Genomic DNA, 20,225 nt, shown 5'->3' with positions numbered 1-20,225 from the left:
AGATGCTCGAAGTGACCGACCTGCGGGTCACCTTCGGCGGCCGGGGCGGCCTGGTCGCCGTCGACGGCGTCAGCCTGCGGGTCGCGCCGGAGGAGACGCTCGCCGTGGTGGGCGAGTCGGGCTCGGGCAAGACCACGGTCGCCCGGTGCGTGGTCGGGTTGCAGCGGCCGGACTCCGGGACGGTGACGTTCGAAGGGCGGACGCTCGGCCCGGCCGGTCGCCGCCCGCCGGAGTCGCAGCGCGCCATCCAGATGGTGTTCCAGGATCCGCGGTCGTCGCTCAACCCGCGGATGCCGGTGTCCGAACTCATCGGCGAGGCGTGGCGTACGCATCCGGTCACGGCGCCGCCGGGGGACAGGACCGAGGCGCTGCACCGGCTGCTGGCCGACGTCGGTCTCGACGCCGACGTGGCCGGGCGGCGCGCGGGCGACCTCTCGGGCGGCCAGTGCCAGCGGGTCAGCATCGCCCGCGCGCTGGCGGTCGGGCCACGGCTGCTCGTGTGCGACGAGGCGGTCTCGGCCCTCGACGTGTCCGTGCAGGCGCAGATCCTGCGGCTGCTCGTGGACCTGCGGCGCAGCCACCGGCTCGCGCTGCTGTTCATCACCCACGACCTGGGCGTGGTCCACCAGATCGCCGACCGGGTCGCGGTGATGCGCCGCGGCGCCGTCGTCGAGGAGGGCCCGGCGGGAGAGGTGCTCGGCGCGCCCCGGCACGAGTACACCCAGGCCCTGCTCGACGCCGCACTCGACATCGGAGTAGAAGCATGATCACCGGCTGGAACACGTGGGACGTCACCACCCACACCGGCATGGTGCACCTGCCGTCGGGGCTGCGGGTCCGCTTCGGCGTGCCCGGTGCTCCCCTCGACGGGTTCACCTGGCGCGACGGGCTGGTCAGGCTCGGGCACCACACCGTGGGCGGCGACTACGCGGAGGTCACCGTCGAGGCGGGTGACGGCCGCCTGCACCTGGTCATGGCCGGAGGGTCCACCGACGAGCTGTACGTACGGGCGGAGGGGACCGCGGGCGTGCTCGTGGCGCTGGACGGCCGGGACGACACCGACACCGGTGCCCAGTGGATCGACTGGCGGATCGACTGGCGGGAGACCGGCGGCGGGCTCGTCAGGACGGGCGAGGAGCCGTGGCCGGCCGACGGCCTGGTGCTGGAGTTCGCCGCCGGGGTCGAGCTGCGGGTGGCCCCGCACGGCACGCCCGGCGGCGCCGCCGACGTGGCCGCCCTGCTCGCGCGGCGCAGGGCCGGGGCCGAGCGCGCCGCCCCGAGGTCGGACGGCTGGCTCGGCGCCGCCGCCGACGCCGCCACCAGGGCCGTCACCTGGAACCGGATCTACGCGCCCGACCTCGGCCGGGTGCTCACGCCGACCTCCAGGGACTTCGTCTCCGAGCGGCGCAGGGGCTTCTACGGCACCTGGGCGCTGCACGCGTGGGACACGTTCTTCACCGGCCTGGTCGCCTCCACCGTCGACCGCGACCTCGCCCGCGAGATCTTCGGCCAGATCCTGCCCTTCGCCGACGCCGCGGGCATGATCCCCAACCGCGTGTCCGACGACAAGGGCGTCACCGCCGACCGCTCGCAGCCCCCGGTGGGCGCGCTGACCGTGCGCAAGGCGTACCTGGCGGGTGGGCTGTCGGACGAGACCCGCGACCGGGAACTGCTCGCCGGAACGTTCCCCGCGCTGCTGGCCTGGCACGACTGGTGGCCCCGAGCCCGCCGCGGCCCGTACGGCCTGCTCGCCTGGGGCTCCGACCCCGTCGAAGGCGACCCAGGCTCGGCCACCCTCGACCGGACGAAACGGGAGTCCGGCCTGGACGACTCGCCCATGTACGACGAGGTGGCCTACGACCCCGCCACCCGCACGATGAACCTGGCCGACGTCGGGCTGGTCGCGCTGCACATCGCCGACGCCGAGGCGCTCGCCGCCATCGCCGGCACGCTGGGCGCGGACGACGTCGCGCGACGGCTGCGCGACCAGGCCGCGAAGGCGCGGGCGGAGGCCGACCCGCTGCTGTGGGACGCCGGCCGCGGCGGCTACCGGAACCTGCACGCCGACGGGACACACGACCCGCATGTCTCGCCCACCCTGCTCTACCCGCTGCTGGCCGGCCTGCCGGACGCCGCCAGGGCCGCCGACCTGGCCGCCCGGCTGCTGCGTCCGCAGACGCTCGGCGGCGACCCGCCGCTGCCCAGCGTGGCCCGCGACGACCCCGGCTACGCGGCGACGTACTGGCGCGGGCGCATCTGGGCGCCGATGGCGTTCCTCGCGATCGAGGGCCTGCGCCGCTACGACCTGACCGAGGCCACCCGCCCGCTGGTCGGCGCGCTGCTGCGGCTGTTCCTGTCCGAATGGGACAAGCACAGCCACGTCCGCGAGAACTACCCGGCCACCTCCGGCGAGGACGTCCGGGCGTTCCAGGCGCGCTCCGACGGGCTGATGGCCTGGGGCGGGCTGCTCGCCTACCTCGCGTACGGCGAACTCGCCGACGCCAGGGAGGACGGCTGGCGCTTCGCGCACCCAGGGGAGCCCGCGGAGCTGGCCGACCTGCCGCTCGGCGACGGCCGGCTCACCGTGACCGCCGGCGACCGGCTCACCGTGACGCTCGACGGCCGCCCGCTGCTCGACGCCGCGCCGGGGGTCGTCGTCACCGCCTACCGGCGTACCGCGGGCGAGGTCACTGGGATCGCCCGTGGCAGCGGCGATCTCCACGTCAGCCCGCCGGGGGACGGCCCCCCCGTACGGGTGCCGGTCTCCGCCGAGCCGAAGCCCTTCCGCATAACCCGAGACGACCTGACCCGTGACGGCACAGCCCGTGACGGCACAGCCCGTGACGACCGACACGACAACGATGGGGGAATGCCCGCGTGACAAGGGAATCCGAGACAACGGCCGACATCCTCGTGGCCGGCGGCGGACTCGGCGGCGTGGCCGCCGCGCTGGCCGCGCTGCGCAGGGGCCGGTCCGTGCTTCTCGTCGAGGAAACCGACTGGATAGGCGGGCAGCTCACCAGCCAGGGCGTGCCACCGGACGAGCACACCTGGATCGAGCAGTTCGGCTGCACCCGCAGCTACCGCAGGCTCCGCGACGCGATCCGGGACCACTACCGGACCTGGTACCCGCTGACCGACGAGGCCCGCGCCCGCCCCGACCTCAACCCTGGCGAGGGGCGGGTCTCCCGGCTGTGCCACGAGCCCAGGGTGGCCGCCGCCGTGCTGGACGCCATGGTCGCGCCGTACGTGTCGGCGGGCCGGCTGCGCATCCTGTACGGCCACAAGGTCGTCGGCGCCACCGTGGACGGCGACCGGGTGCGCGCCGTCACCGTCGAGGCGGCGGACGGGCACCGGCTGGAGGTGGCGGCGCCGTACGTGCTGGACGCCACGGAGCTGGGCGACCTGCTGCCGCTCACCGGCGCCGAGCACGTCACCGGCTTCGAGTCCCGGCACGACACCGGCGAGCCCAGCGCCCCCGACGAGGCGCAGCCGGCGAACATGCAGGCGTTCTCCTGGGTGTTCGCGATCGAGCACCGGGCCGGTGAGGACCACACGATCGACCGGCCCGCGGGCTACCGGGACTGGGCCCGCTACCAGCCGCCGAAGTGGCCGAACCCGCTGCTCAGCCTGAGCGCGCCCGACCCGAGGACGCTGGAGACGGTGGCCCGCGCCTTCACCCCGAACCCGGTGCCGGCCCCGTTCGTCGCCGACCAGCGGGCGGACCCGGGCGACAAGGAGCTGTGGGCGTTCCGCCGGGTGCTGTCGCGCAACCTGTACCGGCCGGGGTTCGCCGCCAGCGACGTCACGATCGTCAACTGGCCGATGATCGACTACCTGCCCGGCCCGCTGATCGGCGTCAGCGCCGAGGAGCGTGACAAGCACCTGGCCGGCGCCCGCGAGCTGAGCATGAGCATGCTCTACTGGCTGCAGACCGAGGCGCCGCGCGAGGACGGCGGCACCGGCTGGCCGGGGCTGCGGCTGCGCGGCGACGTGCTGGGCACCACCGACGGGCTGGCCAAGGCCCCCTACATCCGCGAGTCGCGGCGCATCGAGGCCCGCTACCGGATCGTCGAACAGGACCTGTCGCTGGCGGTGCGCGGCGAGGCCGGCGCGGTCGCCTACCCCGACTCGGTCGGGATCGGCATGTACCGCATCGACCTGCACCCCTCGACCGGCGGTGACACGTACATCGACGTCGCCAGTTCGCCGTTCCAGATCCCGCTCGGCGCGCTCCTGCCGGTCCGGCTGCGCAACCTGCTGCCCGCGGCCAAGAACATCGGGACCACCCACATCACCAACGGCTGCTACCGCCTGCACCCGGTGGAGTGGAACGTCGGCGAGGTGGCGGGGACGCTCGCCGCCCACTGCCTCGAGCACGGGCTGGAGCCCGAGCAGGTGCACGCGGACGGCGCGCGGCTGCGGGCGTTCAGGAGCGAGCTGGTCGCCGACGGCGTCGAGCTGGCCTGGCCCGAGATCAGGGGGTACTGATGGCGGTCGACGGCCGCCGGCTGCTCGGCGGCGTGATGATCCCCCTCGTCACCCCGATGAGCGAGCCGGGCCTCCCCTCGGGACAGGCGGCGAAGGCGCTGCTCCACGGGCTCGCCGCGGCGGGCGCGCGCAGCTTGATGCTGTTCGGCAGCAACGGCGAGGGCCCGTTGCTGCCGGTCTCCGCGCTGACGGAGTTCGCCGTCCAGGTGGCCGGGCAGTGGCGCGAGCTGACCGGCGGGCCGGTGCTGTGCAACGTCACGGCGGCCGGGACGGCGGAGGCGCGGCAGCGCGCGGCGGCGGTCGCTCCGGCCGAGCCCGACGCGCTCGTGCTCAGCCCGCCCATCTACTTCCGGCACCGCGACGACGAGATCGCCGCCCACTACGAGGCCCTGGCCGGCCTCGGCACCCCGGTGGTCGCCTACAACGCCCCCCGCTACAGCAACCCGCTCGGCCAGGACACGATCGACCGGCTGGTGGCCATGCCGCACGTGGTGGGCATCAAGGACAGCTCAGGCGACCTCGACCTGCTGGGCCACATCGTCTCCGCCGCCAGGCGCCGGCCGGACTTCGGCGTGAGCCAGGGCGCGGAGACCCAGTTGCTCGCGGCGCTGCGCCTCGGCGCCGACGGCATCGTCCCCGGCATCGCGAACCTGGCGCCGGGCCTGTCGGTCGAACTCGTCGCGGCCCACGAGAGCGGCAGGGACGGCGACGCGGAGGAGGCGCAGCGCGTGCTCACCCGGCTGCTCGCCCTGCACACGATCCGGCCGGGAGTGCCCGCGATCAAGGCGCTGCTCGACGACCGCGGGCTGTGCCCCCCACACGTGGCCGCGCCACTCGTGCCCTGCACCGAGGCCGAACGGCGCGACCTGAACGCCTTACTCGCCAACGACGAAGCACATCTCTTCCCCCGGAGGTAGCACGTGGCACCGTCAGAATCCTGGTCCATCAGCATCGGCCGCAGGGCGTTCGGCAAGGGCATGGCCGCGGCGTCACTGGCCGCCGCGCTCGGCCCCGCCCTACCGGCGAGCGCGGCGGCCGCGCGGCGCGCGCCGGTCACCTTCGACGAGACCACGCTGTGGGACAACACCGTGGACCCCCTGGAGAGCTATCACGTCCACGGGCTGACGGTGCTGCCCGACGACTCCATCCTGGTCGTCACCGAGGGACGGCACGAGGTGTGCGACGCCGGCCCCCGGGATCTGGTGCTGCGCCGCAGCCCCGACGGCGGCAACACGTGGGAGGCGACGCGGACGCTGGTGACCTCGGTGGGCGGCCAGTCGTGGGGCAACCCGGCGTTCGTCGTCGACCGGACCACCGGCGGCGTCTTCCTGTTCTACATGCTCTCCACCCGGCTGCCGGAGAACACGACCTGCTCCGGCGACCAGGGCGACCTCTACATGGTCTCCAGCGCGGACGGCGGCAGCACCTGGAGCCAGCCGCGCGCCCTGTCCGGACTGTTCGACCACTTCCCGTACGACTGGGCGCTGCACGGCCCAGGGCCCGGCCACGGCATCCAGCTCGACAACGGCCGGCTGCTGCTCAACTGCTCCCATCGCCGGGTGATCGTCGGCAACACCGTCGAGCAGCGGTACTACGGCGTGGCGTCGATCTACAGCGACGACCACGGCCAGACCTGGGAGGCGACCGCCGAGGTGCCGGTCTCCGTCGCGTACCCGATCAACGAGGCCAGGGTGATCCAGCGCTCCGACGGCACGGTGCTGGTCAACGGCCGCGCCGCGGCGGGCGGGAACCGGCAGCGGATCGTGTCGGTCAGCTCCGACCGCGGGCTGACCTGGTCGCCGCCGCGGCTGGACGGGTCCACCGGCACGTTCAACGCCGTGGACGCGAGCCTGCTGCGCTACAGCGGCGGGCCGGGCTCGTCGGAGGTCGGCCGGGTGCTGTTCAGCCGCCCAGACTCGCCGGTGCGGACCAACCTGACGGTGTCGGTGAGCTACGACGACGCGCACTCGTTCCGCTACAGCCGGGTGGTCAACCCGGGCCGGTCGTACTACTCCGAGCTGGCCCGCCTCTCGGACGGCACGATCGTGCTCGTCTACGGCCGCGACGGCGACAACCCGAGCTTCCCGCGCAAGGTCGTCGTCGCCCGGTTCTCCCTCGACTGGCTGACCAACGGCCGGGACACCCTGTCCGGCGGCGCGAACTACCGCGAGCAGCTCGTGGACCTGTCGACCGGCGCGGTCGCCACCGGCGGCGCCGTGACCACCGTCGCCGACCCGGTGGCGCGCGGGGGGAACCGGGTCGTGTTCACCCCGTCCCAGACCACCGCCTACGTCGAGTACACCGTGAACGTCGTCAACCCGCGCCCCCAGGAGCTGCTGCTGCGCTACTTCCGCTCCGCCGACGGCGGCCTGGTCACCGTCACGGTCGACGGCACCCGCACCCCGGTCGCGGTGCTGGACACGACTGCGGACCGGGCCGACGGCTACGACGTCGCCAACCTCGGCGAGGTCAACCTCTCGGTCGGGCAGCACAAGGTCCGGTTCACCGCGTCCGGGGCCGGTCGCGGCGGCGGCAGGGTGGTCTCGCTGGACACGCTGAGCCTCATCGACGCGCCCTCGGTGGCCGACGTGTCCGGCGAGGTGGTGGTCGACAACGACGAACTCGGCTATCAGGTGGTCAGCGGCGTCTGGTCGGCGGCGACGGGCGTGGCCGGCTACCGCGGCGGCAACTACCGTACGGCGCCCGCGGGTACGGGCGGGAGCGTCGTCCGGTGGCGGCCGGTGGTGCCGAGCGACGGCAACTACGAGGTCCAGGTCTCGCACACCGCGCACGAGAACCGCGCGAGCAACGCGCCCTTCACCGTCAAGCACGCGACCGGGACCAAGGTGGTGCGGGTCGACCAGCGCAAGGCCGGGGTGACGGAGCCGCGCGGTGGCTCGTGGGTGTCGCTCGGCACGTTCCGCATGACCGCGGGGCTGGGCTCGGTCGAGCTGAGCAACGCGGCCGACGGGTTCGTCATCGCCGACGCCGTCAGGCTGCGCCGCAAGCCCTGACGACGGCCGGTCCGGCTGATCCGGCGCGTGGCGCGCACGCCGCCACCCCGGATCAGCCGGACGCCGCCGCGTGACCGTCCCGCTCGCGGCGGAGGAGGTGCGCGGCGAGGAGTGTGACCCAGGCCCACCCGATGGTGACCGCGATCCTCTGGAAGAGCCCTCCGTACGCGACCAGCGACGCCGTCTGGGCGAACCCGAGCGTGGACAGCTCCAGCGTCACCGCGAACGCCACCGCGCTGAGGCCCGAGTAGCAGGCCCACAGGAGCTGCCGCGTCCCCGCGAAGCGCACCGCGAACACGACGCACGCGCAGGCCAGCGCCGCGAAGCCCGGCATGGAGAGCAGGTCGTGCAGCAGGGCGGGCACGTCGCTGTACTCGGCGAGCAGGTCGGGCGTCCCCGGCGGATACCCGCTCACCGGGTCGGTCGTGAACACCCCCGCGCAGACCAGCATCACCCCCCACACCCCCATCAGGATCGGCCCCCAGCGCGCCCCCCTCACCGGGGAAGAGCCTCTGAGCACGCGCCGCATCCCGGCGGCGAACGCGAGCGACAGCACGCCGGCGACGACGAAGTTCGCCGTCTGCGCCCAGCCGAACGGGCCCAGGGCCAGCGAGCTGACCGGATGCCGCAGCGGGTCGTAGTGGGCCTTGAGCGCCCCGTGGACGAGGAACATGACGACGAAGAGCGGGCCGGCGACCACACCGCACAGCAGCAGGCGCCTCGTCGTCCTGTCGATGGCCGCCTCCGGACCCCTGGGCTCGGGGGCGGGCGGCAGGATGGTTCGCATGCCTGTCAGGCTAGGCTGACAGAACGAGAGCTGTCAACCCAGCCTGACAGACGTGCCCGGGGTCAGCGGGGCACGAAGCCGCGGTAGACGACGCGCCGCCGCCGCAGCACCGGCCACTGCCGGTCCCTGATGCCGGTCAGCACCAGGGCGGCCACCGCGCCGGTCATGAGGCCGCCGACGATGAGACTCATGACCAACATGAAGGCGATTGCCATGACGACTCCGCTCGAAAGTTGAAATCTAAACTTGTCCGGCGTCAACAGCGTCCGCCGACGCCCTATTCCGGGAGGCCGGGGATCGGGCGCGGCGGCGGGACCCGCGGCGGGTGTGACGGCGGGCCCGGCGGGCGGCGGAAAACCGTTGGATCCGTCCGTACTCCCTGCGGCAGCATGGCCACGGTGGGTATCGGCGTTCGGGAGGGCGGATGACTGCGTTCGGTGCACGACAGGTCTCCGCGGGCACCTCGTCCGTCCGCAGGTCGGCGGTGCTGCTCGCGCTGCGGTTCTACTGCCTGGAGCTGAAGCGGCAGTGGCCGGTGGCGGTGCCCGCGCTGACCCTGCCGGCGCTGGGGAACATCTGGTACATCCAAGGTCAAACACCCAGTTGTTGACCTGCGGTAACACCGCTCAGGCCCTGCTACGTCGGGGCTTTCCGCGTTCCTTAGGCAAGTCGTGTGCCCATGGCGACCAACTTGCAAAGCGACCAACGTGCAATGTAGGTTCGCCCGCGTACCACCAGAGAGAGCCCCGGTTCCTTGGCCGGTCCCCGGGGCCCTCGCACGCGAAGGGCCTACCTCCGAATGCGCGTTTATCGTACCCCCCGTGATCGGTTCTTCACGGTCCTTGGCAACGAGGTGATTCAGGACAAGCGCCTGAGCTTCACCGCCCGGGGAATCCTCGTCTACCTCCTGTCGCTGGAAGACGGGCACAAGATCGACGTGCGCAAGCTGGCCGACGAGAACCCCGGCGTGGGCCGGAAGGCCGTCGCTGACGCCCTCGACGAACTGGTCAGTCTCGGCTACTACGTTCGCATGACAGCCCGCGACGACCGGGGCGCCGTCCGGACCACTACCGCCGTGTTCGACATCCCCCAGAATTCGCCGGCCACCGTATCGCCGCAGGTCGTACCGATTCCCGGTCTGCCGGGAATCGGTCAGCCGCACATCGGTGCGTCGGGAACGAACCCCGTTAAAGAAACTCCTGAGAAAGAAACCTCCCCCCTTCCCCCAGTGATGGCCGCCAACGTCTCCGAGAGCGCTAACGAGGCGCCGAAGGACGGGGGAGGGGATGAAGCCTCGATCAAGGACAAGCAGGCTGCCTGCGCTCCCCTCGTGGCGCGCATCGGACGCATGGAGCCGCGTCTCACGATCGGTCTCGCCGAGATGGGCAGAGTCCTCCCGCTCGTGGCCGAGTGGCGCGACCGTGGCGCCAGCGACGACCAGATCATTCACGCCGTTACCTCGTGGGTGCCTGACGACATCCGGACTGCTGTGGGGTTCGTGCGCGACCGGCTCACCAAGCGGATGCCCGCCCGTCTCCCTGTGAAGCCGGTCACTGTCATCCGCCCTCTCACGGAGTGCCCCACGTGCCAGCGCCCCGGTCGCACGCCCGGACTGTGCAAGTCCTGTCAGACCGCGCCGATGCACCAAATGCCCGGTGCCGTCGAGGGTGTTGGGAGCCGTCTCGCTGCTGAGCTTCGCCGCCGTCACGGATGGAGTAAAGCGAGTTAGACGCCCCCGCCACGGCGGGGGTTGTCACGGCGTGAGCTAGATCACCCGTAACTCTGGATACACTTTGCAAGTTGGTAGACACAGAGAGACGTAATGCGTGATCATAGATGGGAACTTCCCCCCGCTGGCCGTGGCGGTTCCCGCGAGTTTGGAAGGGCTGAGAAGCGATGGCGTACCACAGTGGGCTCAATCGTGAGCGGCTGGAGGCATTGCTTAGGGAAGGACGCCTCAACTACGGCGACATAGCCAAGGAGGTGCCCTGCTCGTATCGCACCGTCGCCCTGTACGCAAAGAAGCTGGGGCTTGCAAAGACGCAAGCTGACCATGGCGAAGCGGTTCCATGGACACTCGCGGAGGCGCACAAGCTGACGATGCCCGCGCAACGGTTGCGGGATCTTTCCCGGATGGCACAGAAGCTCCCCGTTGACGCGTACCGGCGCGTAGGTGCGATTCGTTGGGCGCAAGACTTGATCGACGCGGGTAAGGACGTCGGATACGACCCTAACGAGGGGCCTTCCGACATCGCCCCGGATGGCGGATTCTATGCCTTTACGACGGACCTGGCGCCGGAGGAGACGCACGTTGGAAAGACCCTGCGAAGGGCCACGGGCGAGCCGGTGCGGAGGCGCGCGCGCAAGTAGCTATCGAGGAAACGCACACGGGCCAGGGACCGCCGACCCTGGCCTTTTGTGTGTCCTGGCGCGGTTGCATCTGTCGCCCTAGCGGGCCGGTTCTGTGCTTCCTGGAAACACCCTGTGAGGGCAATGGTCATTTATGGGGCGTTTGGGGCTACAGTGATTACCCTCAGTCAGGGATACCGAGAGTTAAGGCATGCCGATGGGACCAGAGAACCCCCTAGATGTCCTCAAAGTGAGGGAAACCTTGCTCCCCCGTGGCGTTCGCCGTGTTGAGGTCTTCTACCCCGATGGCGTCGAGGTTGAGTATCGGCTGCGACTGCCAGCATCGAGGGAGGCGGGGCAAACGATCGTTGAGCACATGCCGCCTGATGCGTTCTGGACTGGGGCGCACACGGACGACGAAGAAGACGGCTTCACGTACGCCTACTACCAGGCGTGGCTCATGTGTACGCAGACGTGCTCCACGTGTCCGGTCGCGCGTGCGCAACTGGCGGTTGGCTACTGCGATCTAGTGGGTGCCTAAGAGGAGTGACCAGCATGAACGCCCCCGTAAGGATGTGGGGGTGACAACGCCACTTTGCATGTTGGTTGTCCCGTAGGGTGGACTTGCCCGGCCGGGGAAACTATCCCTCACCTGGTATCGGTACCCGGCTGGGCAGTCGCTTGATAACTCAACAGTGGACAATGCGGGGAAGCACAACGACAGATCATCGATCCGTCTCCCAGCTCACTTCATACGCCTCATGCGGCGAGGCTTTCCGGCTCGAACGGGTCGCGAAAGCGCCTCAAACGCCCGCTGCCTGGTTCGCGCAAGGCAACGCGGTGCATGAGGCAGTGAGCCACTGGGAGCGCACCTACAGGACGCACAGTCCCGAGCAGGCCCAAGTCTGGTACTACGACGCTTGGGAACGAGAGATCGAGGCGGCGTTAGCCGTCGAGCCGGACGTGTCTCAGTGGCAGGCGCCCGGCAGAACGAAGCCGGACACGGACCTGAAGAACCGCATGGTTCGCGGGGCCGACCAGGTTGCCGGGTACATCGCCTACGCTCTACAGGATCGGCTCACGCCGATCGAGTACGAGCCGGGCGAGCCGAGCACTGAGGTTCCGTTCTCCGTCGATCTCAACGGCGTTCGCGTGATCGGGTCGATAGACCTGATCCTTGCCGACCGGCGCGGGCGCCTACTCGTTCGGGACATCAAGACCGGAAGTAGGTTGCCGACGAGCCCGATACAGCTAGCCGTCTACGCGGTAGCTGTCGAGGACTTGCTTGGCGAACGCCCGATGTGGGGCGACTACTTCATGTGCAAGAACAATGCGCCGACAGACGCTATCTCGCTACGCAACTTCGCTCGTGAAGACGTAGCACGATGGTTCGTGCAGATGGACCGATCGGAGAAGGCGGGTAACTACCTGCCCAACCCGGGCGACCACTGTAAGACATGCGGCGTGCGCCGGTACTGCTCAGTGATGGGCAGCGACCGGTCCTTTTTTTAGCCCAACCTTTGCAAGTTGGTTGTCACGAAAGGATTACATGGCTGAGGATTACCCATACGCCCTCGATCTGGAGCTGACCGATACCCAGGGCCGGAAGGTCGGCCTATTCCATGTCCGGGCGAACTCGGCTCCGGACTTCCTCGCTGAACTTCGGGAGGTGGACGAAGACTTTGGGCTCGCCCTTGGTGAGGCCGTGAGGACCGTCCGGATGTTCGCTCTGCTGAAGAGTGAGCTTGGGGCCGAGAGAGTTGCCCAGGGCGCCCCGGCTCGACCGGCGCGGCCCGCAGCTCGACCGGCGCCCACGTACGAGGGTCAAGATGCCCCGTTCCCGGACGAGGCGCCCCCCGGTAACGACGGCCCGCCCGCCTGCCAGCACGGCACCATGCGATACGTCAAGGCTGGTGTGTCGCAGGCTGGCAATAACTACTCGGCGTTCTACGGCTGCCCCGCCCGACGCGACGACCCGACGCGGTGTAAGAGCGTTAGCGCCTAACCCGTGTACACGATCCAGCGCGCCCGAGCGAAAGCCGGGGAAGCTGGGGCCGTACTCCCGAACCCGTTCCGCAAACTCTCGCGGGAAGGGGTTGAGTTCCGTCGCGGTCAGTTGCACCTGATCGCGGCGGGGCCGGGAGTCGGCAAAAGCGCCCTGTCGCTCACGCTCGCAGTAGCCAGCAAGGTACCGACCCTGTATTTCAGCGCCGACAGTGACGCCGCAACTCAGTACGAACGAGCGGCGGCAATGCTGTCCGGCCGGAAGGTTCACGAGATTGCCGCCATGGTCGAGGCGGGTAATACCCGGTACCTCGATAGCAAGTTGGCGGGGCTTCGAAAACTTCGTTGGTGCTTCGACTCATCGCCCAGCCTCGACCTGATCGAGGCGCAAGTGAAGTCATGGGCGTACGTCTACGGCAGCTATCCGGAAAACGTAATCGTCGATAACGTCGGCGACGTTACGCCGGATGTCGAGGAACGCGGACACGTCGCCCTCGAAAGCGTGATGGATTACCTCGCGGATCTCGCGAGGCAAACCGGCGCCTGTGTTATCGCCCTTCACCACCTGACCGGCGAATACGACGACGGCGCGCAGCCGCCGCCACTGTCAGCCCTGAAAGGCAAGATCAGTAAGAAACCCTCTCTGGTGCTGAACCTGTTTCGGCCCGAGGAGGGAAAGCTTGGCGTGGTCATCGGGAAGAACCGCCACGGTCGGCCCGATCCGGCTGGGCGGTATCGAGTGGTGCTCAACTCCGATCTAGCGCGGATGCAAGTCACAGACTAAGGCGGTTCCATTCCATGCGGCTTTGCGCGTACGACGAATGCATGAACACTCGCAAGTGGAAAGGCTTCTGCACAACCCACGAGCGGCACATGTCCCGGTACGGGAGATGCTTCCCGTTGTCGTCGAACGGGCAGCCGAAGGAATGGCGCGAATGCGACACCCCCGGATGCAACGGCATCCACAAAGCCCACGGTCTGTGTGAGCGGTGCTACCGCGCAGACCTTCGGAGAAAGCAGAAGAAAGAGGAGTTGGCGAGTGCCTAAGATCCGCACGGAACCCGACTACGAGCATGTCACACACATCTACATCAAGCACATCGGCTGGACGGCGGTCGAGGACGGAAGCTTTACCGAGCTTCCTAGCGGCGCGTACGCGTTCATCGACAACGACGGCGACCAGATCAACGTCTTCGACCATGACGTGGTCGCGATGGCGCTGATACCGCTTCCGGATGACGGACAGGATGAGTAACCCGAGCAAACAGAAGGGAACGGCTTTCGAGCGGCTTGCAGCCGACTACCTAGCCGAGACCATCCCGGATTTCGATCGGGTCGGAAGCGTGGACTTCGGGGCGGGCGACCTCAAATCGTCCATCCCGATCCCCCACGAATGCAAGGCAGAGAAGCGCATCACGCTTAGCGAGTACGCCAAACAGATCAAGGCGATAAAGGCCCGCCTCGGGCGCAAGTTGGGCGCCGTCATCGTCAAGGCGCCACGCAAGAACATCAGCGAAGCGTACGTCGTTCTGACGCTCGCGGAGTGGCGAGCAATCCTCCCATCGATCGCCCTGCACATGCAGGAGATCGAGTATCGGCTACACGCTGAGTAGTCGCCGGCCTTTCGGCCGCGGTTCACAAAACCCCTGTTCCGCGCGATGCGGCAAACAGCCGGCCAGCGCGGAGAGTAACCATCTCTTGGAATCGGAGAGCCCCATGACCACCCTTCCCATCGTGACCGACGCTCTGGTGATCGGCGCCCTTGAGGCGGTTGTAGCCGAGACCCCCGATCGCGTGTACGAGGTTCCCGCGCACATGGCCGCCACGGCGGCCAGCTCGACGACGTGCTTCTACGTCCACACGGACGCCGACGATGAGAGCACGCTCTCTCCCGGCTGCTTGATCGGCGCTGCGCTTTACCGCCTCGGGGTTCCCTTGGAAAAGCTCAGGGAGTACGAGGATGATAATGCCGAGAGCGTGATCTACCGGCTTTTCCCCAACCTTTCCGAGAAGACTCGCGCTTTTGCCGGACGTGCGCAGGGGCGGCAGGACTCTGGCAAGCCGTGGAGTGTGGCTCTCGCGTATGCAGAAGCCAAGGAGCAGTAACCGGCCGTTATGGCTGAACAAGCCATAGAGGAAGTCCTCATGCACTACGGCGCGGACTACGTACCAGGGGGCTATAAATGGGCGCCGATGAAGTGCCCATTTCATGACGATAGATCCGCGTCCGCCTCCGTCTCGACGGAGCGCGGGTCTTTCAAATGCCACGCGTGCGAAGCGCACGGCGACACCTATTCGCTAGTGATGTGGAAAGAGGGTTGCGATTTTGCTGGTGCCGTCGAAATCCTCACTGGAATTCTTGGCACAGAGCACCCGGCAGTATCAAAGGGCAATGCGCGGAAGCCCCGCCGAAGAGTATTTGATGCAACGGGGGTTGACACCGGACAGCATTCGATCTTTTCGGCTGGGCTACGTCGCAGATTCGATGCCGGGGCATGAGAAATACGTCGGACGCATCGCAATTCCGTACCTGAGCCCCGACGCGATGACACTACAGCTCCGATTCCGGAGGCTGGGCGACGGCGACGGGGCGAAGTTCCTATCCGTCCCGGGCGACATCCCGAGACCGTACAACACGCGGGTACTCGAAGAAGACCACAGCGTCATGTTCACGGTCGAGGGCGAGCCGGATACGTGGATAGTCACCCAGTGCGGATTGCCCGTTGTCGGCCTACCGGGCGTCAGCTCGTGGCGTTCGGAATGGGCATTGCCGCTACGCCAATACGACACGGTGTTTCACCTCGCGGACAACGACGACAAAGGCCAGGGCGCCGAATTGGGGGAGCGCATGGCGCGCGACCTTCCGAACCTCCGCACGATCCTTTGGCCGGACGGCCACGACGCAAACAGCTTGTTCCTGGCGGAAGGCCAGGATGCCCTACTTCGGAAGGTCGGCATGGCGTGACCTTCGAAGAGTTCTATCAAGCTCGTGTAGCTAAGTGGTCCGCCGCCTGGGGCGAAGTATTCGACCTGCTGCGAACGCAGGCACGTATTGATTGGGCGCCGATGGATAGCAAGCGAACGGCCGTCGTGATCCTCACGGCGGAACTATTCGAGACCGCCCGCGAAGAGTCCTTCAAAGAGGGCTGGAACGCGGCCCTGAAGCACGTTCAGGCGACCAATGGAGAGGGTGTTAAGCATTACCTCTGACCAGCTAGCCGAAGCCGTAGAAGACGCCATTCGCTCCGCGCGGGCGCGCGTTCTCAGCGCGGGCAAAGAGCAGTACGACCAGGGCGACACCCAGCAATTCGAGGGAATGACGCTCGCCCAACTACTCGACTGGGCGGGCGAAGAGGCGCAAGACCTCATCGTTTACGGCGTCATGCTCGACATCCGCATCAAGCGGGTGAAGCGCGCACTAAAGAAGGGATTCGACCTGTGAGCTTCGAGGCCATGGGCAAGCACACCGGCACGCTTGCCGCGCTGATAAGGAACGCCATCATTGCCGACGCTATCGGCGTGGCGGAGCTGGAGAACCTTCCAGCCGACATCGAGCCTCTCGTGAACCTCGCGGCCGACAAGTGGGAAGACGCCGACGAGACCGGCCTTGACGCCCTGGTCGCGATGATCCTCGTTCTTCTGTCCCTTGGCGCCGCCGCTGAAGGCGCACCGAAGACGCCGCCGTTCCCGGGCGCCGACCCTCGCGGGCACTTCCCGCGCTTCTAGCACGCCGTCGAGGGGCGCCTCCGGGCGCCCCCGGCGCTCCCCTCCGAAAGACGGAATGAACGACGTAACGGCCACCGTGATTGCACTGTGCGTGGTCCTAGCCATCATCGCCTTGAGAAACAACCGGAGCTAACCATTCAGCGCATCCTGATCTATCCCGACGCCCAGATTCCGCTACACAACCCGCGACAGGTCAACTCCCTTCACCGGTACATCCATGCGAGCAAGCCCGATCGGCTCGTCATCATCGGCGACTTCATGAACTATGCAGGCCCGTCACGCTGGAGCAAAGACACACGGGCGGAATACGAGAGCGATGTATTCCGCGAGAGCGAGCAAGGCAGGCGATTCCTGGGCGACCTGCGACGCGGCTATGACGGCCCCGTGGATTTCGTCGAGGGAAACCACGACGCCAACCCAAGGCGATACCACGCCAGGTGGGCGCCCGCGCTCGCGAAATCGAACGCCTTCAACGTCGAGACGCTACTTGATTTCGACTCCCACGGAATCAACATCATCCGGGGAAGCCTCAACATCGCCCCCGGTTGGACGGCGATGCACGGCCACCTAGACAAGATTCGAACGGTGACGGTTCCCGGAGGGACCGCGAAGAAGTTCGTTGACCGGCTGCACCGGTCCGTTGTGATGGGGCACACACATCGGCTAGGGCTGATGCCTCACACGGTCGGTACCACGTCGCGCAATTCCGTTCGATGGGGCATGGAAGTCGGCAACTTGATGGACATGCGTAAGGCGGAATACCTCGGACTCGTGACCGCGAACTGGCAATCGGGGTTCGGAATGCTCTACGTCGAGGGCAAGCGGGTTAGGCCGGAAGTGATTCCGATGGACGGCAATGGGTCGTTCATTGCGGACGGAAAGGTTTGGAGTTGATCAATGAGCTAGTCACGGCTACGGCGGAATCCGTGGGGCGGAATGTCGCCCGCGATTGGCCGTTCATGGGTGCCGACGACATCCAGCAGGAACTACTACTCGTCGCGTGTACACGGCCCGACGACTACAACGCGTTGACCGAAGAGGAGCTGAGGTCATTCCTCACTCGAAAGGCCGTGGCCTACTGCGCCCGTGAGCGGAATGACTACGTCTACCGAACCGCCCGCTACCTGTACACGTCCGAAGAGGTTCGGGTCCTGCTAGCGCTCGCTGTGGAATCCGTGGGCATCACGTTTAATGCGCCCACGAAGGACGGCTATGTGTCGGCGCCGGATCGGGGGAACGTCTGTGTGTCCCTGTGGGATCTACACGCGGCGCTCGACGGCATTCCGGATAGCTGGCGACGCATCCTCATACGTCGAGCGGAATCCGAGAGCTTCGACGCCGAGCAGCGCCGAAAGCTGGTCGAGGCCGGATGGACGCCGCTTAGCGAGAGTGAGCAGCGCACCGCGCGCCGCGCGACAGAGCGCCTGACAGAGGTACTAAACCGTGTGGTGAATCGGCCGGCTGTCGTGCATGACGGGCCGGGCTCCCGGAGGGCGATCAGCAACGCCCGCGCCCAGGCGATCACGCACGGGGATAGGGACGGGGAATGAGCGGCCTTCTCGACGGCCTTGCCGTCGCCCTGGGCGTCATCGTGATTTGTGCCGTACCGGCTGGGATCGTGTTCTTCGCCTTCCCTCCGATCCACTACGCATGGCGTCGGTGGAATCGCCGTTGGTCGCGATGGTGGTGATTCCGCCATGCATGCCGGATCACGCATGGTGGAAGCCAGGCCATCCGGGAAGCCCTTGCCTGATAGAGCCGGGGCACTACGCGACCGCCGACCGGTATATCCCGGAAGTCGTCGGCGAATGGATGCCGTCGATGTGCCTCACATGCGGCGCGACGGATAACCCGCCGTGGTGGATGAACCCCCTTACCTGGGGTCCGAAGGAACTGACGAGAGGTGAGGCCGGATGACGGATCACAAGCTGCCCGCCCAGACATTCCGCGTGTTCCCGAACGCGGTCAATCATCGCAACGTCTATGACGATCCCGCTAGCGTCCGGAAGGCCGTTGCCTACCGGAAGGCGAACCCGTGGGAAGTCATGCCGATTCGGGTCTATCGAGCCGTGACGGTCTGGGAAGACGTCACGCCGGAGTACGTGAAGGATGCCAATGAGTGAGCCGTTGCCGGACCAGCTTGATCGCGAGCCGGAGCCAGGCCCGGTGGCAGGCTGTCTGGCGTTTGTCGTGGTGCCCGTGCTTGCCGCCCTGGCGGTCGTCGGCTGCTTGTGGCATCTCGTTTTCGGATGAGGGCACTAAAGTCCCGTTTTGGTCGGCCGGTTCTGCTAGTGTCTCTTTGCAAGTTGGTTGACGATGTCGGCTGCGAACGGCGGCCCCTCTCTCCTCATGTCTCGAAAGGCGTGTACACGCTTTGACTTCATCCGATTTCTATGGTGACCCTGCCGAACGTGTCGAGTCGGCGACCGGGCAGACGCGCAACGGAACGCATGTGGTCGTCGTCCGCTTTACGTACGTTCACGGTCCGTCGTACATGGCTCGCCAGCGGGAAATGATCCGCCTCGGCGACCTGAACAAGCTGATCGACGACCTCACGGCGGTAGCCGAGACGGCGGGCATCCGGTGAGCGCGTTCAAGACGTACACGCAAACGGTCGAGTACGGGGCGGCAAGCCCGGGTGGTCTGGTCGTTGTGGCGGGTCACGACCGCGAGATCGTAGAGATCTACTGCCTCCGCTATGGCCTGACTCTCATGTGGCGCGAAGTGACCGCAAGTGAGTGGGCGTGCGAAGGATGAAGGTCATCGTTACCGGCTCGCGTGACTGGCCGGACATCAAGGCCGTGTGCAAGTCCCTCGATCGTGCCTATCGCGTCGCCCAGCTCGACGGCGCACCTCTCACGGTGGCTCATGGCGGTTGTCCCACGGGGGCCGACGCAATCGCCTCCATCTGGTGCCGCCTCGCCCGCGACCTCGGGTTGCATGTGGTAGAACAAATGTTCGAAGCCGACTGGAGTCAAGGCCGGAAGGCCGGTCCCGAGCGAAACGCCCGCATGGTCGCGGCAGGCGCCGATCTCGTGATCGCGTTCAACCGAAACAACAGCCGGGGGACCGCTGGAACGGTCCGCCTCGCGGGGGAGGCGGGTATTCCGATCGAGCCGCACACCATCACAGACAAGGAAGTCGCATAAGTGGATCGCGTGGAAGTCGTTAGCGAAGAGGTTCTCTACGCTCACCCCCTCGGCCGTGCCCGCGTCGAACTGGTGACCTACTCGGACGGCACCGTTGAATACTCCGCGTGGCTCCACGAGGGGGCTCGCACAGTCGAGGCGAGCGCCGCTCTTATGCACGTCCCTCACAGCGTCGGCGACATGAGCGTGGTTCTCCGTGAGCTAGTACACGATGACGGCCTAGTCGGCATGATCTACAGGAAGGCAAGCGCATGAAAGCCGGGACGTGTCCCACGTGCGGCCATGACACGATCACGCCCCCAGAGCCCCCGGAGGGGGCCGTGATCCTCGACGATGACGAGGATGCATGGCAGCGCCGCCCTGGCGGCGGCGGGTGGGCATGCACGGAGCTGGGGGAGAGATATCGGAATGTTCCCTGGGATGTCCTCGTGAGGGAGTACGGGCTCCAGAAGGTTGTACATGACCCCTCGACGACGGCCAACGCCGCCTAACTGGCCTGCGGCACAGCCGACCGGACACCCCGAAGACTGATAGCCTGAACACGTTGCGGCAGCCCTTCCCTTGGGCGTGTTCCTGCTGACACTAGAACACCGCAACCCGAGAGCCCCCGGTAAAGCCATTCGCCCCGGGGGCTCTCTGCTTTCCCGCGTCAATAAGCCCCGCCCCTGGTGCAAGTGGGTGTGCCCAGGCCGCCGGCTGTCCCCG

Annotated in this window: 27 protein-coding genes and 1 pseudogene; 26 read left to right on the top strand and 2 right to left on the bottom strand. The window is 67.6% G+C overall.

What is annotated here, in order from left to right; genetic code table 11:
* Positions 1–2 precede the first annotated feature (2 nt).
* From ACZ6S0_RS01910 to ACZ6S0_RS01890, 5 genes are read left to right on the top strand one after another with little or no spacing between them, the layout of a single operon-like run.
* Positions 3–767 (top strand): ATP-binding cassette domain-containing protein, encoded by a 765-nt coding sequence (locus ACZ6S0_RS01910; RefSeq protein ID WP_465913365.1) that lies wholly within the window; start codon positions 3–5, stop codon positions 765–767.
* Positions 764–2,881 (top strand): MGH1-like glycoside hydrolase domain-containing protein, encoded by a 2,118-nt coding sequence (locus ACZ6S0_RS01905; RefSeq protein ID WP_465912712.1) that lies wholly within the window; start codon positions 764–766, stop codon positions 2,879–2,881. The genes ACZ6S0_RS01910 and ACZ6S0_RS01905 overlap by 4 nt, the downstream gene beginning before the upstream one ends.
* Positions 2,878–4,491, top strand: coding sequence for an FAD-dependent oxidoreductase (locus tag ACZ6S0_RS01900; RefSeq protein WP_465912711.1), 1,614 nt, complete (start codon positions 2,878–2,880; stop codon positions 4,489–4,491). Before ACZ6S0_RS01905 ends, ACZ6S0_RS01900 begins: the two co-directional genes overlap by 4 nt.
* Positions 4,491–5,408, top strand: a complete 918-nt coding sequence (locus ACZ6S0_RS01895; RefSeq protein WP_465912710.1) for a dihydrodipicolinate synthase family protein — start codon at positions 4,491–4,493, stop codon at positions 5,406–5,408. The genes ACZ6S0_RS01900 and ACZ6S0_RS01895 overlap by 1 nt, the downstream gene beginning before the upstream one ends.
* A 3-nt stretch (positions 5,409–5,411) precedes the next feature.
* On the top strand, positions 5,412–7,505 hold the full coding sequence (locus tag ACZ6S0_RS01890) for a golvesin C-terminal-like domain-containing protein (RefSeq protein ID WP_465912709.1): 2,094 nt from the start codon (positions 5,412–5,414) through the stop codon (positions 7,503–7,505).
* Positions 7,506–7,557: 52 nt separating this feature from the next.
* Here the strand turns inward: ACZ6S0_RS01890 and ACZ6S0_RS01885 are convergent, their stop codons facing one another.
* Together ACZ6S0_RS01885 and ACZ6S0_RS01880 are read right to left on the bottom strand one after the other, a co-directional pair.
* A complete protein-coding gene (locus ACZ6S0_RS01885; RefSeq protein ID WP_465912708.1) occupies positions 7,558–8,292 on the bottom strand; it encodes a DUF998 domain-containing protein in 735 nt (244 codons plus the stop codon).
* A 62-nt stretch (positions 8,293–8,354) separates the two neighbouring features.
* Positions 8,355–8,483 carry a hypothetical protein gene (locus ACZ6S0_RS01880; protein WP_465912707.1) on the bottom strand — a complete coding sequence of 43 codons (129 nt, stop codon included), beginning with the start codon at positions 8,481–8,483 and terminating at the stop codon, positions 8,355–8,357.
* 233 nt (positions 8,484–8,716) lie between these two features.
* On the opposite strand from ACZ6S0_RS01880, the gene ACZ6S0_RS01875 reads away from it, so the two are divergent.
* The 21 genes and pseudogenes from ACZ6S0_RS01875 to ACZ6S0_RS01775 all read left to right on the top strand — a co-directional run bounded on the left by ACZ6S0_RS01875 (position 8,717) and on the right by ACZ6S0_RS01775 (position 19,775).
* Complete coding sequence (locus ACZ6S0_RS01875; protein ID WP_465912706.1) at positions 8,717–8,902, top strand: hypothetical protein; 186 nt, start codon at positions 8,717–8,719, stop codon at positions 8,900–8,902.
* 189 nt (positions 8,903–9,091) lie between these two features.
* On the top strand, positions 9,092–10,021 hold the full coding sequence (locus ACZ6S0_RS01870) for a hypothetical protein (protein WP_465912705.1): 930 nt from the start codon (positions 9,092–9,094) through the stop codon (positions 10,019–10,021).
* A gap of 167 nt (positions 10,022–10,188) precedes the next feature.
* The gene (locus ACZ6S0_RS01865; protein ID WP_465912704.1) at positions 10,189–10,662 is read left to right on the top strand and encodes a hypothetical protein; all 474 of its coding nucleotides are present in this window, start codon (positions 10,189–10,191) and stop codon (positions 10,660–10,662) included.
* A gap of 190 nt (positions 10,663–10,852) precedes the next feature.
* Positions 10,853–11,182, top strand: a complete 330-nt coding sequence (locus ACZ6S0_RS01860) for a hypothetical protein (RefSeq protein WP_465912703.1) — start codon at positions 10,853–10,855, stop codon at positions 11,180–11,182.
* Positions 11,183–11,343: 161 nt separating this feature from the next.
* A complete protein-coding gene (locus ACZ6S0_RS01855; protein WP_465912702.1) occupies positions 11,344–12,153 on the top strand; it encodes a PD-(D/E)XK nuclease family protein in 810 nt (269 codons plus the stop codon).
* A gap of 37 nt (positions 12,154–12,190) precedes the next feature.
* Positions 12,191–12,646, top strand: coding sequence for a hypothetical protein (locus ACZ6S0_RS01850; protein ID WP_465912701.1), 456 nt, complete (start codon positions 12,191–12,193; stop codon positions 12,644–12,646).
* A gap of 3 nt (positions 12,647–12,649) precedes the next feature.
* Positions 12,650–13,429: a DnaB-like helicase C-terminal domain-containing protein gene (locus tag ACZ6S0_RS01845; protein WP_465912700.1), complete on the top strand. Its 780-nt coding sequence runs from the start codon at positions 12,650–12,652 to the stop codon at positions 13,427–13,429.
* Positions 13,430–13,684: 255 nt separating this feature from the next.
* Entirely contained in the window at positions 13,685–13,900 is a 216-nt protein-coding gene (locus tag ACZ6S0_RS01840; RefSeq protein WP_465912699.1) for a hypothetical protein, read from the top strand.
* Positions 13,881–14,258 carry a hypothetical protein gene (locus tag ACZ6S0_RS01835; RefSeq protein WP_465912698.1) on the top strand — a complete coding sequence of 126 codons (378 nt, stop codon included), beginning with the start codon at positions 13,881–13,883 and terminating at the stop codon, positions 14,256–14,258. The genes ACZ6S0_RS01840 and ACZ6S0_RS01835 overlap by 20 nt, the downstream gene beginning before the upstream one ends.
* Positions 14,259–14,361: 103 nt before the next feature.
* The gene (locus ACZ6S0_RS01830) at positions 14,362–14,751 is read left to right on the top strand and encodes a hypothetical protein (protein WP_465912697.1); all 390 of its coding nucleotides are present in this window, start codon (positions 14,362–14,364) and stop codon (positions 14,749–14,751) included.
* A 9-nt stretch (positions 14,752–14,760) separates the two neighbouring features.
* Positions 14,761–14,958 (top strand): annotated as a pseudogene (locus tag ACZ6S0_RS01825) (CHC2 zinc finger domain-containing protein); the annotation flags it as partial.
* 13 nt (positions 14,959–14,971) lie between these two features.
* Positions 14,972–15,610, top strand: coding sequence for a hypothetical protein (locus tag ACZ6S0_RS01820; protein WP_465913398.1), 639 nt, complete (start codon positions 14,972–14,974; stop codon positions 15,608–15,610).
* Entirely contained in the window at positions 15,607–15,855 is a 249-nt protein-coding gene (locus tag ACZ6S0_RS01815; RefSeq protein ID WP_465912696.1) for a hypothetical protein, read from the top strand. Before ACZ6S0_RS01820 ends, ACZ6S0_RS01815 begins: the two co-directional genes overlap by 4 nt.
* The gene (locus tag ACZ6S0_RS01810; protein WP_465912695.1) at positions 15,836–16,087 is read left to right on the top strand and encodes a hypothetical protein; all 252 of its coding nucleotides are present in this window, start codon (positions 15,836–15,838) and stop codon (positions 16,085–16,087) included. The genes ACZ6S0_RS01815 and ACZ6S0_RS01810 overlap by 20 nt, the downstream gene beginning before the upstream one ends.
* A complete protein-coding gene (locus ACZ6S0_RS01805; RefSeq protein ID WP_465912694.1) occupies positions 16,084–16,371 on the top strand; it encodes a hypothetical protein in 288 nt (95 codons plus the stop codon). The genes ACZ6S0_RS01810 and ACZ6S0_RS01805 overlap by 4 nt, the downstream gene beginning before the upstream one ends.
* 87 nt (positions 16,372–16,458) lie before the next feature.
* Positions 16,459–17,265, top strand: coding sequence for a metallophosphoesterase (locus ACZ6S0_RS01800; protein ID WP_465912693.1), 807 nt, complete (start codon positions 16,459–16,461; stop codon positions 17,263–17,265).
* Positions 17,262–17,921, top strand: a complete 660-nt coding sequence (locus ACZ6S0_RS01795; RefSeq protein WP_465912692.1) for a hypothetical protein — start codon at positions 17,262–17,264, stop codon at positions 17,919–17,921. Before ACZ6S0_RS01800 ends, ACZ6S0_RS01795 begins: the two co-directional genes overlap by 4 nt.
* A 363-nt stretch (positions 17,922–18,284) precedes the next feature.
* On the top strand, positions 18,285–18,494 hold the full coding sequence (locus ACZ6S0_RS01790; protein ID WP_465912691.1) for a hypothetical protein: 210 nt from the start codon (positions 18,285–18,287) through the stop codon (positions 18,492–18,494).
* A 251-nt stretch (positions 18,495–18,745) separates the two neighbouring features.
* Positions 18,746–18,958, top strand: coding sequence for a hypothetical protein (locus tag ACZ6S0_RS01785; protein ID WP_465912690.1), 213 nt, complete (start codon positions 18,746–18,748; stop codon positions 18,956–18,958).
* Positions 18,959–19,124: 166 nt separating this feature from the next.
* Positions 19,125–19,520, top strand: coding sequence for an SLOG family protein (locus tag ACZ6S0_RS01780; RefSeq protein WP_465912689.1), 396 nt, complete (start codon positions 19,125–19,127; stop codon positions 19,518–19,520).
* On the top strand, positions 19,521–19,775 hold the full coding sequence (locus ACZ6S0_RS01775) for a hypothetical protein (protein ID WP_465912688.1): 255 nt from the start codon (positions 19,521–19,523) through the stop codon (positions 19,773–19,775).
* Positions 19,776–20,225 lie beyond the last annotated feature (450 nt).

Source organism: Nonomuraea sp. NPDC051298, from assembly GCF_055586305.1.
This window is presented reverse-complemented; position numbering and strand designations above follow the sequence as displayed.

Coding starts and splice junctions, on each gene's coding strand:
- ACZ6S0_RS01860 (WP_465912703.1), top strand. CDS start 10,853: ATGCCGATGGGACCAGAGAACCCCCTAGATGTCCTCAAAGTGAGGGAA.
- ACZ6S0_RS01780 (WP_465912689.1), top strand. CDS start 19,125: ATGAAGGTCATCGTTACCGGCTCGCGTGACTGGCCGGACATCAAGGCC.
- ACZ6S0_RS01910 (WP_465913365.1), top strand. CDS start 3: ATGCTCGAAGTGACCGACCTGCGGGTCACCTTCGGCGGCCGGGGCGGC.
- ACZ6S0_RS01905 (WP_465912712.1), top strand. CDS start 764: ATGATCACCGGCTGGAACACGTGGGACGTCACCACCCACACCGGCATG.
- ACZ6S0_RS01875 (WP_465912706.1), top strand. CDS start 8,717: ATGACTGCGTTCGGTGCACGACAGGTCTCCGCGGGCACCTCGTCCGTC.
- ACZ6S0_RS01790 (WP_465912691.1), top strand. CDS start 18,285: ATGACGGATCACAAGCTGCCCGCCCAGACATTCCGCGTGTTCCCGAAC.
- ACZ6S0_RS01855 (WP_465912702.1), top strand. CDS start 11,344: ATGCGGGGAAGCACAACGACAGATCATCGATCCGTCTCCCAGCTCACT.
- ACZ6S0_RS01830 (WP_465912697.1), top strand. CDS start 14,362: ATGACCACCCTTCCCATCGTGACCGACGCTCTGGTGATCGGCGCCCTT.
- ACZ6S0_RS01895 (WP_465912710.1), top strand. CDS start 4,491: ATGGCGGTCGACGGCCGCCGGCTGCTCGGCGGCGTGATGATCCCCCTC.
- ACZ6S0_RS01870 (WP_465912705.1), top strand. CDS start 9,092: ATGCGCGTTTATCGTACCCCCCGTGATCGGTTCTTCACGGTCCTTGGC.
- ACZ6S0_RS01865 (WP_465912704.1), top strand. CDS start 10,189: ATGGCGTACCACAGTGGGCTCAATCGTGAGCGGCTGGAGGCATTGCTT.
- ACZ6S0_RS01835 (WP_465912698.1), top strand. CDS start 13,881: ATGACGGACAGGATGAGTAACCCGAGCAAACAGAAGGGAACGGCTTTC.
- ACZ6S0_RS01885 (WP_465912708.1), bottom strand. CDS start 8,292: ATGCGAACCATCCTGCCGCCCGCCCCCGAGCCCAGGGGTCCGGAGGCG.
- ACZ6S0_RS01850 (WP_465912701.1), top strand. CDS start 12,191: ATGGCTGAGGATTACCCATACGCCCTCGATCTGGAGCTGACCGATACC.
- ACZ6S0_RS01880 (WP_465912707.1), bottom strand. CDS start 8,483: ATGAGTCTCATCGTCGGCGGCCTCATGACCGGCGCGGTGGCCGCCCTG.